This window comes from Bacillota bacterium (assembly GCA_033549065.1).
Classification (GTDB): Bacteria; Bacillota; Dethiobacteria; order DTU022; family DTU022; genus JAWSUE01.
The window spans coordinates 153,625-169,499 of sequence record JAWSUE010000003.1; the positions used below are offsets into that span (position 1 = coordinate 153,625).

Below are 15,875 nucleotides of genomic sequence, written 5' to 3' on the forward strand. Positions count from 1 at the left end.
GTTATTCCTTTTTCAGTGATATGAGACCGACAGTTTTCCCTTTATAATTCATAGTATTTCTTGACTCTGGCTCAAATCCCAGTCTTTCATAAAAACTCTGAGCTTTTTCATTGTATATATTGACATCAAGGTATACCTTTTTATGTTTAGAAAACACCCATTCCATCATTTTTGATCCGATTCCTTTCCCACGGTAGTCAGGGGCAACACACAGGCTGTTCACCATATATCCGTCATCATCAATTTCCTTCCAGGATATACCCGATAATCTCATATAAGATGGAATTCTTATAAGAAAAGTTAAAAAGCCGAAAGCCTGGGCAAAGCACTTTCCTGACACCTGGTCAAGAGCTTTCTTCTCTTTGCCTTCAAAGCCGACGAGAACACCGACTACCTCCCCTTCATCTGTGACGGCACAATTTACATGTGGATAGGTGAAATAGTTGTATTCCATTTGCATCATCTTCTCTATCGCATTAATCCCATTTTCTTTTTCTCCGTAAACAATAGTATTGAATTCCTGATCGGCAGAATAAATTAATGTGGCGACCAAACGGGCATCGTGCTTACCTTTTTCATACTTTTGCATATTAATTTTCATGTTTTTCCTCCTTGCCAGAGCTTATCAAATCAGTATTAATAACAACTGTTATTATATATAACACCCGTTATTTTGTCAAGCCTCTTTGCTTTTTGCTTTCCAACTTATTGCATGATAACATATTGAATTGAGTAATCCTAAACGAGAATATATTTTATAATTAAACCTGTTTTAAAAATTAAGGTGCTGATAGGAGACAATTTCAGCAATGAAAAAGATAAAATACGCAATTGTTATTTCAATTATTCTGATGGCTATATTAACAACTGCATCTCCTGTTTTCTCGAGTGAACTTGATTTTTCGATAATCGATAACTATATAGAACAAGAAATGAGGTTTTCCCGTATACCGGGACTTTCTCTCGGGATTGTAAAGAATGGTGAAATTGTTTACTTGCAGGGTTACGGCAGAACAGGAGATAAACAGCAGGTCACTCCCCAGACTCCCTTTGTCATTGGTTCAAACAGTAAATCTTTCACCGCCTTGGCAGCGATGCAGCTAGTTGAAGAAGGCAGGCTCGAGCTTGATAAGCCTGTCCGGAGTTACCTTCCCTGGTTTTCTATGAGCGGTGAATTTGATTCTTCGGAGATTACCATCCGGCACCTGCTGGTACAAACCAGTGGAATATCCAATGCTGCCGGCAATACAAGGATTCTAGAAGATGATTCGAACACTCTTGAGGAAGAGATCCGGGAACTAGAAAATGTTTCATTGGTTCACCGACCCGGTAAAGCCTACATTTATTCCAACGTTAATTATGATATCCTCGGCTTGATAATCGATACCATCAGTAACCAGGGTTATGTCGATCATGTTAGGACCAGAATATTATCTCCCCTGGATATGCAGAATAGCTTTCTGACCAGAGAAGATGGAGAAAAAGCCGGCTTAACACCAGGGCACATAAAAGTGTTCGGTTTTCCCGTTTCCCCTGAACTTCAATACCTGAAAAATTCCCTTTCCTCCGGATTTATTATCTCTTGTGCTGAAGATATGAGCCGTTACCTAGTGATGCATTTGGGAAATGGCCTCTACGAAGGCAATACTATAATTTCAGAGGAAGGTTTGGAAACAATTTATCAACCGGGCGCCACTGAATCAGGTGACAGCGAATACGCCATGGGACTGATTGTTAGATCTGATGATAATTCGAGGTTAATCATGCATGATGGAGGAACACAGGGTTTTAATTCAGGGATGGTCTTTTCTCCCGAGGAACAATGGGGAGTTGTTGTTTTAACCAATATGACCAGCATGTTCGAAATGCCGGCCATGTCGATCGCTTTGGGAGTGACAGAAATAGTTCGGGGCAATGAAACTCCGGCATTAAATCGTATTCAGGGGATAAGTTACCTGGTTGTTCTGGTTATAATATTGGTGTTGTTAACACTAATCATAAGATCAATGATTCGCCTGCCAAAACGCTGGAGAAAAATCATAAGTGAAAACCGGCCTGCGGGATTCAAGCAAATACTGCGCAAGGTGATCCTGCCTGTCATCCTTGAGCTAATCATTCCCTTTATTATATTTATTTTTATTCCTGTGAATGCGGGTTTTCCTGTTTGGAGGTTGCTTGCCCTGATGAACCCTGATATTGTATACGGACTGCTGATTTTATCCAGCCTGCTGATGATCAAGGCGCTGTGGAGAATTTATCTGGCCATAAGAATTTCTGGATAAAAGAAATGTTTATCTCTACAGAGATCTTAGTCTTCGATCCAGGGCAGAACATTCCTGCAATATTTCATCTGGCAGTTTAGAGCCAAACTGTTCGAAGAATTTACGATGTTCGTTTACTTCTGTCAACCATTTTTGTTGATCTATGCTGAAAAGTTCATTTAGATCCGAAGCACCCAAATCAAGGCCTTCCAGGTTGATATCATTTATCTCTGGTATGTAGCCCAGAGGAGTGTTGATAGCATCAATCTCACCTCTGGACCGGCGCAGTATCCAATCTAAAACCCTGAGATTTTCTCCAAACCCAGGCCAGATAAATTCTCCATCATTGCCTTTACGAAACCAGTTTACATGAAATATTTTTGGAGGTTTACTTATTATTTTACCCATTTCCAACCAGTGACTGAAGTAATCTCCCATATGATACCCACAGAATGGGATCATAGCCATCGGATCATGCCTCAGTTTGCCGAGTTGGCCATATTGGGCTGCGGTCAGCTCCGACGACATGGTTGCCCCAATATAGACGCCGTGATTCCAGTTGAAAGCTTCAAAGACAAGGGGCACAGTGCTCGAACGGCGACCACCAAAAAGGATAGCCGAGATCGGTACCCCCCGGGGATTGTCCCATTCAGGAGAAACTATAGGACATTGAGTTATCGGCGCGGTAAACCTGGAGTTTGGATGAGCACCCTTTATCGGTTTCCCCTTTTCATCAACCATGCCGGGTTTCCAGCGGTTTCCCTTCCAATCTGTCCCTTCTGCTGGTGGCAAACCTTCACCCTGCTCCCACCAAACATCACCATCATCGGTTAAAACCGTGTTTGTAAAAATCGTATTTTTGCGTATGGTGGCCAGCGCATTGGGGTTAGAATGAGCATTTGTCCCTGGAGCAACCCCGAAGAAACCCCGTTCAGGATTGATCGCCCAAAGTCGACCATCCTCACAGAGCCTGATCCAGGCTATATCATCTCCAACAGTCCATATTTTGTAACCACGGGAAAGAAAGGGCTCGGGGGGTATAAGCATTGCCAGGTTGGTTTTACCGCAGGCGCTGGGAAATGCAGCCGCAATATATTCAACCTTTCCGGAAGGATCTTCAATGCCCATGATCAGCATATGTTCAGCCATCCATCCTTCGTTCAGTCCGAGATAGCTGGCGATTCGAAGACTCAGGCATTTTTTACCCAGTAAAACATTGCCGCCGTAACCGGAGCCAACACTCCAAATGGTGTTATCCTGTGGGAAGTGCAGAATCAGGCGTTTTTTTTCATCTAAATCCGCCTTGCTGTGCAGGCAGCGGGTAAACTTATCATCAGAACCCAACTGATCAAGGATCGCCTGCCCCACCCAGCAAACAATCATCATATTCAGCACTACATATATACTGTCTGTCAGCTCAATCCCAATTTTACTGAAAGATGAACCTACCGGACCCATGGAGAAAGGGATAACATACATAGTCCTTCCCTTCATTGACCCGTTAAAATATTCTCCAGCCAGCCGATATGCCTCCCGGGGTTCTATCCAGTTATTTGTAGGGCCTGCTTCTTCTTTTGTTGGTGTGCAGATATAGGTAAGCTGTTCAGTGCGGGCAACATCATTTGTTGCAGTTCTGTGATAAAAGCATCCGGGTCTTTTATCAGGGTTCAGACGAATGATTTCCCCTGTCGATATAGCTTCTTCTTCAAGCGCTTCTTTCTGTTCCTTGCTTCCATCAATCCATACAATCTTGTCAGGTTTACAAAGTTCAGACATTTCATTTACCCAGGTTTGGAGTATCCGGTTTTTCATTTATATACCTCACATATCTGATTGTGATTGAATTTAGATTAATATCATGTGGTTTTAAAACCTCGTTGTTTACTATAATACAAACAAAAAAAGTTGTCGACTGTTATGGAGTAATCCAAACGGTCGCAATTTAGCTTGATTCGATGATTATTCTTTCCAGTAACGAAAAGAACCTCTTATCATTATCCGGGGACCGTTTTTTGGGCCCCCTCGTTCTTCCTCCACCGCGTCGGAACCTGGCTTTAAGTTCCCGCTCTTCCAAAAGGAAATCCATATTTTCAGAAAGATATTCTCTACCGTCAGGGCTTAAACATCTGGCTTTCTTACCAATGACCATAGCTGCCAGACCCCAGTCCTGAGTCACAACTATATCGCCTCTTTCGGTAAGATTGATTACTTTAATATCCGCTTCCTGAGGATCGCTGCCAACTATTAAATGGTTGTCTGATTCAATATTATGGTTAAAGCTTGCTACAGTCCAAATCGGTATTTCATATTTATGTCCAAGCTGAAAGCATATCTGCAAAACATTTTTGGGGCAGGCATCAGCATCGACAATAATTTTCATACTTAAATCAGTCACTTTCAGTATTTCGCTTAATTTACGAAATAAGCTAAAGAGTTAAATTGATGATCTTTATCTTCAATAGTTCAATAGCTCACCGTTACTTTTTCATCGATGGCGGATGCTCCATATTCATATAAACTCCGCCTTTTTCAAGTTCATCCAACATCTGATTGAGCCTTTCCATTTTTGTTTCCTGAAGCTTTGCATCATTAATCCAGCCAAGGTAATCATTTTGCTGGTACTCAGGCCGCTTCTTATATGCTTTCAGTAAACCCCTTCTTTTCAAAGCCTGCTTGACAAAACCAGGCATGGCCTGTTTCGGGCGCTTCAGATTTGAATAATCCTTTGCCATGTTATTAAATCTCCTCCCAGCCTATTTTCGAACATATCACCAATTTGTTCATATTATGTTTAAGATTTAAACTAATCAGCAGGTACCTTCTGGATAAAATCTTTCCAGTATTTTTTCCAGGTTTCTGAAGATTCTTCATCTGGTAGTTTACTATGAGTGACCGTTAACAAAGATTTGCCTTTAGCTTTATTATTAACGGATACGGCAAGCTGGCTTCCATCGGATAAATTCACGCGCCAGTAACGCCATTTCTCTGTTTCGCTAATACGCGGATTGCCTATCATCGATAAATTATTAAATTTTTTGATCCCATCTATGAAGCTAAGCCACTGCCCAAAGACCTGATCCATCGAACCTGTCAGCGTTCTGCTCGCAGATACCTGAAAATAACCAGCACCGGTCTGGCCTACCTTCCGCCTGCCTGTGATGCGTTCAAATTCGACAGTAATAGTTTGAGCCCACCAACTATCTACTTTATATTCCGTTTCAAGTATTTTCACAATATCTTTATGCGTTAGGTTTTCAGCTTTTATTTCTTTCAACCTGGCAAGCCAGTCATCCCACGATCTGCCGGTTGCTTCGATTACCGCTTCATTTGAAATCGACTGTGAACTATCTTTACTCATTCCATCCACCCTTTCCGTGTCAGCGGGACGGTTCTCCCGTGTCAGCGGGACGGTTCTCCTGACACATTTCTCGCGTGTCAGCGTGTCAAAGGGACGGTTCTCCTGACACTATTTAGAGGTTACCTGACAAATATTTTCGCTTCATTTCATGTTTTCCCAGCTCTTTCAATAATACCTCTGTTTATTTCCGTTATTTCCGCTAACTGCCTGATTCTAGCTCCACTGTCTTTCAGTGTTTTTAGTATCCTATTCCGCACTTTCTTATCCATGGTTTTAACCAATTTTGGATCAGCCTGTCCGGTCAATTCTTTAATCAATTTAACTACCTGCTGATCCGAAATATTCTTGTTTTCTTCATCATCGATATCCAAGCATTCGTCTCTGTTTTTCATGAGCATAAATGATTTGTAAGCAGTTACCGCCAATGGAGGATCTGGATTAAAAATTTTTAAGATAAAACTAAAATCAACAAGCTCACCGGTTTGATTCAAGTAGCTGTTATGACTGCTCCATTCAAAGTCTGATATATCTTTTACTATCTTAGCATTAAGTGGATTCTGATGAATGTACCGCAAAACTACAAATAAATATAGATCATCTTCAACCGGTTCACTTTTAAACCGGTCCTGAAAAAGGTGCCCACTACGCTCATATTTTTTATTAAACCAAAACACATAACTTACTCCGATTCGTTTTAATGTCAGGTCAATTGGCTCTTGGCCTTCCTTCAGTAATAAATGTATATGGTTATCCATGAGGCAGTATCCAAAAACATCATAGCCTGAGGACTTTTTATATTTCAATAGTGCAGATAAAAATTTTTCTCTGTCATTCCGATCAAGAAATATTTTTTGCTTGTTGATACCCCGAATCATGATGTGATAAATTCCTGTATTGCTTTTTTCTCTCGCTTGTCTTGGCATGATTGTAAACCTCGTTTTTGCATACTATATCAGATGAAAAATAATGTGTCAAAAGAACCGTCCCCGTGACACGTTATTTGACTTTCAGGACTGCGGTAAAGGCTTCCTGGGGGATTTCAACTCTTCCGATCTTTTTCATTTTTTTCTTACCTTCTTTTTGTTTTTCAAGCAGTTTTCTTTTACGAGTTACATCGCCGCCGTATAATTTTTCAGTAACATTTTTGCGTAAAGCTTTTATTGTTTCCCTGGCAATTATCTTATTTTCGAGAGCTGCCTGAATAGGAACATCAAACATCTGCCTCGGAATAATCTCCTTTAATTTCTCGACCATTTCCCTGCCCCTCTGGTAAGCTTTATCCCTGTGAATAATAAATGAAAGTGCATCAACCTTTTCCGTATTGACCAGGATATCCATCAAAACCAGGGAAGATATCCTGTAACCATGAATCGTGTAATCAAGTGAAGCATAGCCCCTTGTCCTGGATTTCAACAAATCAAAATAATCATATATGATTTCTGCCAGTGGTAAATAATATGAAAGCCTGACTCTTCCTGATTCCAGGTATTCCGTATTACGGAATTCTCCTCTTTTTTCCTGGCAGAGCTCCATGACTGCTCCCAGGTATTCTTCAGGGGTAAATATTGAAGCTTCCACATAAGGTTCTTCTATAGCAACTCGCTCATCAGTATTAGGCATCAGGACCGGGTTATCAACTTCAATTATATTCCCATTTTTCAGGTGAACTTTGTAAATTACACTTGGTGCAGATACAATCAAATCCAGACCGTATTCCCTCTCCAAACGCTCCCGCACTATATCCATATGCAGCAGCCCCAGGAAACCGCAGCGAAAACCTAGTCCAAGAGCAGTGGATTTTTCCGGTTCATAAGAGAGTGCTGAATCATTTAGTGTTAAGCGTTCAATAGCCTCGCGCAAGATCGCATAATCATTGCTGTCCTGGGGAAATAAGCCGCAAAATACCATGGAAACCACTTTACGGTAGCCGGGCAGTGCCTGACTGGCCGGGTTTTCAGCCTTTGTTATGGTATCCCCGACCCTTGCGTCACTAACATTCTTGATAGAAGCCATCAGGTAACCCACTTCTCCTGCTGACAGAGCTGAAGTTGGCCTCATCATAGGCCGGAATACCCCTGTTTCTGTTACTTCGAACATCTTCCCAGTATTCATGAATTGTATCTTTTCGCCGACCTTGATACTACCTTCCATTATCCTTATATAAGCAATTACACCCCTGTATTTATCATAGTGGGAATCAAAGACCAGAGCTCTTAAAGGTGCTTCCATACCACTCTGTCCCGGTGGGGGTATTTTTTTCACAACAGCTTCTAAAACTTCTTCGATACCAATACCCTGCTTCGCTGATACCTCGAGAGCTACTTCAGCTTCACTGCCAATGATATCCACCAGTTCCTGCCTGATTCTATCCGGGTCTGCATTATCCAGGTCAATCTTATTGATAACCGGAACAATTGTCAGGTTCTGCTCCACAGCCAGGTACATGTTGGCCAGAGTCTGTGCTTCAATACCCTGTACAGCATCAACAACCAGGATTGCTCCTTCACAAGCTGCAAGGCTTCTGGAAACTTCATAAGTAAAATCAACATGACCCGGTGTATCTATCAGGTTCAGGATATATTCTTCCCCATCCCTGGCCTTATACTGAAGACGAACCGCCTGAAGCTTGATCGTTATTCCCCGCTCACGCTCCAGATCCATCTGATCGAGAACCTGTTCCTTCATCTGCCGGGCAGTTAAAGTGCCGGTACTCTCCAGCAACCTGTCAGCCAATGTTGATTTGCCATGATCAATATGAGCAATGATGCAAAAGTTCCTGATATTATTCGCTTTCAAATTATAACCTCCATGAACTCAACACCTGCTAGTCTCGTTGGATTATATCACCCTGAAAGGCGCTCTTCAATAAACTGTTCTCCCAAAGGTTTTTCTATCTGAAACTACATGCATGCCCCTTTTGATATAATAATGATAGAATCACTAAAAAAATGCAAAGAAGGTTTGGTAATGAATACAAATACCTATATGAAATTCGTTATTTTACCGTTTGTAGTGTTATTAATTATGCTATTTGCTGTGGGCTGTGTTTCAGAAAGCAGTCCGGAAGAAATGCCCGAACCAACGATAGATGTTGTTTCCGAAGCAACTGAACAGCGCTATAAAGAATTGGAGATCAGGGACTATGAAGGTGCCAGACTTGATCCTTCAGTAGGCCCACGGGATAATTCAATATCTGGCATACAGCAGGTCGATATCAATAATTATAATCTCAAAATCTCCGGATTGGTGGAAAATCCAATTGCCCTTAGCTATGAAGAAGTCCTGGAGAAAGAGAGCTTCCAAAGGTTAATCACCCTGTACTGCGTGGAAGGCTGGGATGCCACGATTTTGTGGGAAGGGGTCAGGATAATGGATCTTCTAAATGATGCTGCCGTCCTGGATACAGCAGAAATTGCAATCTTCCATTGTGTGGATGGCTATACAACTTCCATGCCCATCGAAACCATTGAATCCAGAAATATGCTGTTAGCTTATTCAAGCAACGGTATAACCCTACCTGATTCACTGGGCTTTCCTTTTATCGTGATCGCCGAAGATAAACTCGGTTACAAGTGGGCCCGCTGGGTAAATGAAATTGAACTGTCAGATGATCTTGACTACGAAGGATTCTGGGAAAGCAGAGGCTATTCAAATGATGCTGAAACCAGCCAGTAATTAATAATAAAACACTCACAGTCACTTAATTATCGAAATTTAATAGGTGTCTGCTAATTATATTATAAGTCTGGTAGAAATATTACGATAAAGGAGGCTGAACAGTATGTCGAGAAAAATGGCGCTACTTATAACTGGCGGACTGGTGATCTCACTGCTGGTTAATATATTTGTTGTTTCCAATATCATCCGATTCAGGAATGATGCATTATCGGTAATCGTAACAACCAGGGATGGGCTGAGCAGGCTGACTTCAGAGCCCTTCATTGCGGAGGTTGCGGTTGATCAGGTTATTCCTCTAGAGCTGGAAATTGAAATCGATGAAACAATCAATGTTCCGATTGACACCACTTACTATCTTGATACAACCGTTCAAACCACAGTGGTGCTGCCATTAGTCGGACCACAGCGAATTACAATTCCCATTCGAGAAAATATTCCTCTCCAGCTTGAACTGGCACTGCCGGTCCAGTTAAATTTTCCCATTTCAACAGAATATCACCTGGACGCTGTTCTGCCGGTTTTAGTATCACTGCCACCCGAGACTGTAGAAATCATTGATCAAACACTTCAGGAGATTGAAGACGACCTGCGATAGATTACTGTTTAAAAATTTCTTTCAGATATTTATATCTATTTCATTGACTTGAAATCTAAATTTTGATATTTTCAAGCCAGACGAACATAGCAATGGAGATACCACTTCATTGCAGACAAGGTTGCAGCTACCGTCCAAAGGTTGAAAAGGTGGCAATAAGCCCCGGATCAAAATAGCTCAAAACAGAGTTAAAGGAGGTAGATGCATGAAAACGGTGTTTGTACAACCAGAACGATGTGTTGGCTGTAAACAGTGTGAAATTGCCTGTGCTGTTGAACACTCGCAAAGTAAGGATCTTTTCAAAGCTGTTTTTGAAAGCCCCAAACCGAAACCACGCATTCAGGTCGGCCCAGGAATTTACCTCAACTCATCTTTTCCCAATAAATGCAGACATTGCGACCCCGCTCCCTGCATGGCTGTATGCCCTACCGCAGCTATCAACAGAACCCCGGACAGAGAAATTGTTCTTATCGATGGCAACAAGTGCATCAGCTGCGCCATGTGTGCCATGGTCTGTCCTTTCGATGTAATTCGCTACTACGAAACTGCAGATGCATTAAAAGGTAAAATTGTTGCATTGAAATGCGACCATTGTGTTGATCGTCAATCCAGGGGGCTTGAGCCTGCCTGCGTCGAGGTCTGCAAAGTTAATGCGCTGCTATTCGGTGATATTAATGAACTGGCCAGAAGCTCCTCTTCTCAGCTGGCCAAAGCTGTATCTGTTGCAGCAGCTTCTGTTCCACCTGAACCAGCCCACCTGCCGGAAAACTTCCAAGCCTGGCGCAAATTCGGGGAAACCGTTTCCAAATTAAATGAACGGTAGTCTAAATTTCCGCGTACCTTTTTATTTTTTTAATGAGGAGGATCAAGATGACTGATCACTACAAAGATTTGAGTATTGCCCAGGATGCGCAAAAGATATTGCGCATCGCCGGTGAGGAAAATATTGAAACTGTATGGGATCGTCTGCATGCGCAGGAACCACAGTGTGGTTACTGTGCTCTCGGTTTAAGCTGCCGCAACTGTGCGATGGGCCCCTGCCGGATTGATCCCTTCGGTGAAGGGCCACAAAAAGGCGTATGTGGTGCAGACGCCGATGTAATTGTAGCCCGCAACCTGGCCCGTACAATTGCCGCGGGAGCATCCGCTCATTCAGACCATGGAAGAGATATTCTGGAAGCCCTCTATCATGTCGGAGCCGGTGATACCAACTCCTATCAGGTTAACGATGAAGAAAAGCTAAAACGTGTTGCCGGTGAATTTGGTATTTCTGTTGATGGCAAAGATGCAAAGACCCTGGCAAAGGAACTGGCCTGGGAAATGATGGAAGATTTTGGCACCCGAAAGGAAAGTCTTACCTTCCTGGACAGAGTTCCTCCTGCCCGCCGGGAGCTGTGGGAAAAACTGCATATTACCCCGCGCGGAATAGATCGTGAAAATGTTGAAACACTGCATCGAACTCACATGGGTGTGGACAATGATTATATTAATATACTTTTACATGCCCTGCGAACCAGCCTTTCCGACGGCTGGGGGGGCTCAATGATCGCCACAGAAGTTTCCGATATTCTTTTTGGCACCCCTTCGCCCCTTTCATCAAAAGCAAACCTCGGAGTGCTCAAACCCGATATGGTCAATATTGCTCTACACGGTCACAATCCCATGCTTTCCGATGTTATAGTGCAGGCAGCCTCTGACCCGACTCTGCAAAAATTAGCCGAAGAGCAGGGAGCAAAAGGCATAAATCTGGTTGGCCTATGCTGTACAGGAAACGAATTACAGATGAGGCGGGGAATCCCGATGGCTGGTAATCACCTTATCCAGGAACTGGTAATAATGACCGGCGCGCTGGAGGCAATGCTGGTCGATTACCAGTGCATAATGCCATCTGTAGTTGAAGTCGCCAAATGCTTCCACACGAAGGTGATCTCAACATTTGATAAGGCAAAATTTACCGGCGCAACCCATATCTCATTTGATCCAAAACGGGGAATTGAAATCGGCAGGGAAATTGTCAAAATGGCTGTCGAGAATTACTCTAACCGTATTCCAGACAGAGTAAACATCCCTGTCTCGCCGACAGAAATGATGGCCGGCTTCTCCGTTGAAGCAATCGTCGGGGCGCTCGGTGGAAGCCCTGCTCCTCTTGTAGATGCGATCAAAGCTGGCAGTATTAGAGGTGCTGCTGCTGTCGTTGGCTGTAATAACCCGAAGATCAAGCACGATTATGGACATGTAACCCTGACCCGCCGCCTGATTGAAAATGATATCCTGGTAGTCGTTACCGGCTGCAGTGCAGTTGCCAACGGTAAAGCAGGCTTGATGGTCCCTGGAGCCGCTGAACTGGCTGGAAAAGGGCTCAAAGAAGTTTGCAACGCCCTAGGGATTCCTCCGGTTCTTCACATGGGTTCATGTGTCGATAATACCCGTATCCTGGTCCTCGCGGCCGCACTGGCCAACTTCCTGGGAACTGATATCGATAAACTTCCGCTGGCCGGTGCAGCTCCAGAATGGTATTCAGAAAAAGCAGTTTCAATCGGTGCGTATGTTGTGGCGTCCGGTATTTATACCGTACTGGGCGTACAACCTAATATATTCGGCAGCCCGAATGTCGTAAATCTTCTGGCCGGCGGCCTGAATGATGTGGTCGGTGCATCATTTGCCGTTGAACCAGACCCCGAAAAGGCAGCCGTACTGATCAGACGCCATATCGAAAGTAAACGTAAAGGACTGGGCTTACCGGCTTTGGATCCTGATAAAATACAAATGTCTTAAGAGCGCCGACCTTTCTGGTCATAACCGGTCAAAGGAGTGATCAACAAGTGACAAAAATAATTATTATCGGCGCCGGACCGGCAGGTGTAACTGCTGCAGAAACTGTCTGCCGCTTTGATGAACTTGCGGATATTATAATGTTATCAAGTGAACCGTATCCGCCCTATTCTCCTCCGGCATTGGTCGAGTACTTTCTTACAGGCGAGCCCGTCCATTTCTGGAAAGGTAAAGACTTCCCGGAGAAATTGTCTATTGAATTCCGCCCTGGAATCCGAGTAAAACATATACAAACCGAGAAAAAAACCATCATTCTGGACAGCGGTGATACGCTTGCTTATGATCGTCTGCTTATTGCTGCAGGGGCCAGGTTATACACTCCACTTGATGGGTCCGATAAAGAAGGAATCCATAACTTTAAATCTCTTATGGCTGGAGAGAAACTGTTGTCACGGGTTCGAGCTGGAGAAGTTAAAACAGCTTTAATTGTAGGGGCCGGATTCATCGGTGTGGAAATTGCCCTGCTGCTTAATGAATTAGGCATAGCCGTCAAAATGCTGGTTCGCTCCAGGATAATGCGGGGAATGCTTGACCCTGAAACTTCAGCATTTATTATGAACATGCTGCGTGCAAGAGGGATTGAAATAATTGAGGGCGAAGATGCCGATGCGCTAGCCTTCACCGGAAGGGACAGAGCCGAAGGAGTGCAGATGAGATCGGGGAAGGAACTACAAGCCGATCTGCTGGTTGCTGCAACCGGACTGAAGCCAAACATCGAGTTCCTCGAAGGCTCAGGAATAGAAAGCGACTGGGGAGTTATGGTAGATGAAAAACTCTGCACAAACTATCCTGATGTTTATGCAGCAGGAGATATAGCGGAAACTACTGATCGGGTCAGTGGACGCCGCTATGCTCATGCTAATTTCCCAAATGCTGTAGCCCAAGGGGTGGTTGCCGGCCTTAACCTGCTGGGTCATGATGTAGTTTATAACGGCTCAGACAGTATGAACAGCCTTAAACATCTTGGGTTACCCGTCATGGCAGCAGGTATCATGGAAGGCGAAGAGTTATCCGTTCGCAGCGACGGTAACTTGCGGAAATTATGGGTCAAAGATGACAGGTTGGTCGGCTTCCGCCTGGCCGGCGACATAGGCGGAGCCGGAATATACCTTTCCCTGATCAGGCGTGCTGTTCCAATCTCTACCATAAAAGATAAATTGACTGACAAAAATTTCGGCATGGCTTATCTGATGGAATCAGCCCTTGATCCCACCATAAATATTGTTCGCGAATATTAGCCGGCAACCACAGTAAATATTTAACGGAGAGGTAAAAAAATAGCCTCTCCGTTATCATTTTCTCATGTCAAACCGGTTTTTAACCTGCAGTCCAGCCACAATCAACAGTAAAAGTTGTTCCGGTAATTCCTATAGCTGCATCGGAACAGAAAAATTTTATTATTTCACCGATTTCTTTCGGTTCGTGAAGTCTTTTTATCGCTGCTTTTTGCAAAACAATTTTCTCGATTACCTCTTCCTCAGAAATAGAATTGATCCTGGCCAGATCAGCAATCTGGTTTTCGAACATTGGAGTTCTCACATATGAGGAACATATTGAATTCACAGTTATACCATATTTCCCACCTTCAAGCGCAGATACCTTAGTCAGACCGCTCAAACCATGTTTGGCCGATACGTAAGCAGCCCTGAACTCCGAAGCAACCAGGCCGTGAATTGAGTTATGGTGTACTATCCTCCCCCAATTATTATTTTTCATTGAGGGCCATACATACCTGGTCAGCAAAAACGGCGCTGTCAGCATCAAACTGATCATATAATCCCACTTGTCTTCCGGAAATTCATCAATAGGGCTGATCGTCTGAATACTGGCAACATTTACCAGGATGTCCACCCGGGAATATTTTCCCATAACATAATCAACCAGGGCTTTACATGCTCTCCGGTCAGTTAAATCTGCTTTATAACAATCTGAATCAAGCCTCTTTGCTTCAGCCATCAACTTCTCTTCAGCAATATCGGTCATGATTACTTTTGCTCCATCTTCGGCGAGCACCTCAGATGCTCCCAAGCCAACTCCGACTGCTGCTCCTGTAACAATGCATACCTTGTTGTTCACCATGAGACTGATCATCCTTTATGTTTATAATCGGTTTCAGTTTATTATAAACTTTTTCCAGCTATTATTTAACTGGATCCCCACAATTTTCTGATTAGGTATTGCCTGTTTAGCACATTACAGGTATAAAATACAGGGAGCAAATAATTAAGAATCCGTTGATTAAAGGAGCGATGCGCAGAATTATGAATATGCCGGGAAGAATAATCGATTCCAACATCGAAATTGGCAAGAGCACCATGAATTATGTTTCATTTGGAAAGGGAAGCAAACCCCTGGTTATCATTCCGGGATTGAGTGATGGTTTAAGAACGGTTAAAGGCAGTGGCTTGATGCTCTGGTTTTTTTATAAAGCATATGCCCGGGATTTTCGTATCTGGGTTTTCAGCCGTAAGAATAACCTTGAGCCGGAATACACAACACGCGATATGGCCGGTGATCAAGCTGAAGCGATGGATAAACTGGGACTCGATACTGCTTATATTATGGGCGTCTCCCAGGGCGGAATGATCTCTCAATGGCTCGCGATAGATCATCCTGAAAAAGTTAAAAAACTGGCCATCGTAATCTCCTTAGCACGACAGAATGAAGTCATTCAAAAAGTGGTAACAAACTGGATCGATCTGGCTGAAAAAGAGAAATTCGGAGAACTCTCGATTGATACAATGGAAAAATCTTTCACCGAAAAATATCTAAAAAAATACCGTTTATTTTTATCACTGATTAAAGCGATCGACAAGCCGCAGTCGAAAGAAAGATTCCTTATTCAAGCTAACTCCTGCTTAACCCACAACGCCTATGAACAGCTATCAGAAATAAAGTGCCCCACCTTCATCATCGGCGGCGGATCTGATCAAGTTGTGGGTGGACCTGAAGTACAGGAAGAAATGGCCGCTGCCATAGAAGACAGTCGCCTTAAAATATATCCCCATCTTGGGCATGGGGCTTATGCCGAAGCTCCTGACTTTAATGAACAGATCCTGAACTTCTATAAAACTATTTAACATCTATATAAAACCGATGCGTGAAAAATTGCCTAATTAATGTGCCTGGAACCAATTTAAACCTATCTTTG

At 43.3% G+C, this 15,875-nt stretch carries 15 protein-coding genes; 7 read left to right on the forward strand and 8 right to left on the reverse strand.

Annotated elements, in window-relative coordinates; translation table 11 throughout:
- Nucleotide 1 precedes the first annotated feature (1 nt).
- Nucleotides 2-601, reverse strand: a complete 600-nt coding sequence (locus SCJ97_03055) for a GNAT family N-acetyltransferase (GenBank protein ID MDW7739024.1) — start codon at nt 599-601, stop codon at nt 2-4.
- Nucleotides 602-809: 208 nt separating this feature from the next.
- Between SCJ97_03055 and SCJ97_03060 the strand changes: the two genes are divergently transcribed.
- The gene (locus SCJ97_03060; GenBank protein ID MDW7739025.1) at nt 810-2,282 is read left to right on the forward strand and encodes a serine hydrolase domain-containing protein; all 1,473 of its coding nucleotides are present in this window, start codon (nt 810-812) and stop codon (nt 2,280-2,282) included.
- A gap of 15 nt (nt 2,283-2,297) precedes the next feature.
- Here the strand turns inward: SCJ97_03060 and SCJ97_03065 are convergent, their stop codons facing one another.
- The 6 genes from SCJ97_03065 to lepA all read right to left on the reverse strand — a co-directional run bounded on the left by SCJ97_03065 (nt 2,298) and on the right by lepA (nt 8,415).
- A complete protein-coding gene (locus SCJ97_03065) occupies nt 2,298-4,073 on the reverse strand; it encodes a phosphoenolpyruvate carboxykinase (GTP) (protein ID MDW7739026.1) in 1,776 nt (591 codons plus the stop codon).
- 130 nt (nt 4,074-4,203) lie between these two features.
- Nucleotides 4,204-4,641 (reverse strand): DUF188 domain-containing protein, encoded by a 438-nt coding sequence (locus tag SCJ97_03070; GenBank protein ID MDW7739027.1) that lies wholly within the window; start codon nt 4,639-4,641, stop codon nt 4,204-4,206.
- A gap of 97 nt (nt 4,642-4,738) precedes the next feature.
- The gene (locus tag SCJ97_03075; protein MDW7739028.1) at nt 4,739-4,993 is read right to left on the reverse strand and encodes a YdeI/OmpD-associated family protein; all 255 of its coding nucleotides are present in this window, start codon (nt 4,991-4,993) and stop codon (nt 4,739-4,741) included.
- A gap of 71 nt (nt 4,994-5,064) precedes the next feature.
- Nucleotides 5,065-5,619 carry a hypothetical protein gene (locus SCJ97_03080; protein MDW7739029.1) on the reverse strand — a complete coding sequence of 185 codons (555 nt, stop codon included), beginning with the start codon at nt 5,617-5,619 and terminating at the stop codon, nt 5,065-5,067.
- Between the two features lie 146 nt (nt 5,620-5,765).
- Nucleotides 5,766-6,542 carry a transposase gene (locus SCJ97_03085; protein ID MDW7739030.1) on the reverse strand — a complete coding sequence of 259 codons (777 nt, stop codon included), beginning with the start codon at nt 6,540-6,542 and terminating at the stop codon, nt 5,766-5,768.
- A 73-nt stretch (nt 6,543-6,615) separates the two neighbouring features.
- Complete coding sequence (gene lepA / locus SCJ97_03090; protein ID MDW7739031.1) at nt 6,616-8,415, reverse strand: translation elongation factor 4; 1,800 nt, start codon at nt 8,413-8,415, stop codon at nt 6,616-6,618.
- Between the two features lie 171 nt (nt 8,416-8,586).
- Here lepA and SCJ97_03095 point away from each other — a divergent pair, with 171 nt between their 5' ends.
- The 5 genes from SCJ97_03095 to SCJ97_03115 all read left to right on the forward strand — a co-directional run bounded on the left by SCJ97_03095 (nt 8,587) and on the right by SCJ97_03115 (nt 13,962).
- A complete protein-coding gene (locus SCJ97_03095; GenBank protein ID MDW7739032.1) occupies nt 8,587-9,294 on the forward strand; it encodes a molybdopterin-dependent oxidoreductase in 708 nt (235 codons plus the stop codon).
- 106 nt (nt 9,295-9,400) lie between these two features.
- Complete coding sequence (locus SCJ97_03100) at nt 9,401-9,892, forward strand: hypothetical protein (GenBank protein ID MDW7739033.1); 492 nt, start codon at nt 9,401-9,403, stop codon at nt 9,890-9,892.
- A 205-nt stretch (nt 9,893-10,097) separates the two neighbouring features.
- Nucleotides 10,098-10,715 (forward strand): 4Fe-4S dicluster domain-containing protein, encoded by a 618-nt coding sequence (locus SCJ97_03105; protein ID MDW7739034.1) that lies wholly within the window; start codon nt 10,098-10,100, stop codon nt 10,713-10,715.
- A gap of 47 nt (nt 10,716-10,762) precedes the next feature.
- Entirely contained in the window at nt 10,763-12,667 is a 1,905-nt protein-coding gene (gene cooS / locus SCJ97_03110; protein MDW7739035.1) for an anaerobic carbon-monoxide dehydrogenase catalytic subunit, read from the forward strand.
- A gap of 47 nt (nt 12,668-12,714) precedes the next feature.
- Complete coding sequence (locus SCJ97_03115) at nt 12,715-13,962, forward strand: FAD-dependent oxidoreductase (GenBank protein MDW7739036.1); 1,248 nt, start codon at nt 12,715-12,717, stop codon at nt 13,960-13,962.
- 79 nt (nt 13,963-14,041) lie between these two features.
- Here the strand turns inward: SCJ97_03115 and SCJ97_03120 are convergent, their stop codons facing one another.
- Nucleotides 14,042-14,803: a 3-hydroxybutyrate dehydrogenase gene (locus SCJ97_03120; GenBank protein MDW7739037.1), complete on the reverse strand. Its 762-nt coding sequence runs from the start codon at nt 14,801-14,803 to the stop codon at nt 14,042-14,044.
- Nucleotides 14,804-14,973: 170 nt separating this feature from the next.
- On the opposite strand from SCJ97_03120, the gene SCJ97_03125 reads away from it, so the two are divergent.
- Nucleotides 14,974-15,804, forward strand: coding sequence for an alpha/beta hydrolase (locus SCJ97_03125; protein ID MDW7739038.1), 831 nt, complete (start codon nt 14,974-14,976; stop codon nt 15,802-15,804).
- The last annotated feature ends 71 nt before the right edge of the window (nt 15,805-15,875 follow it).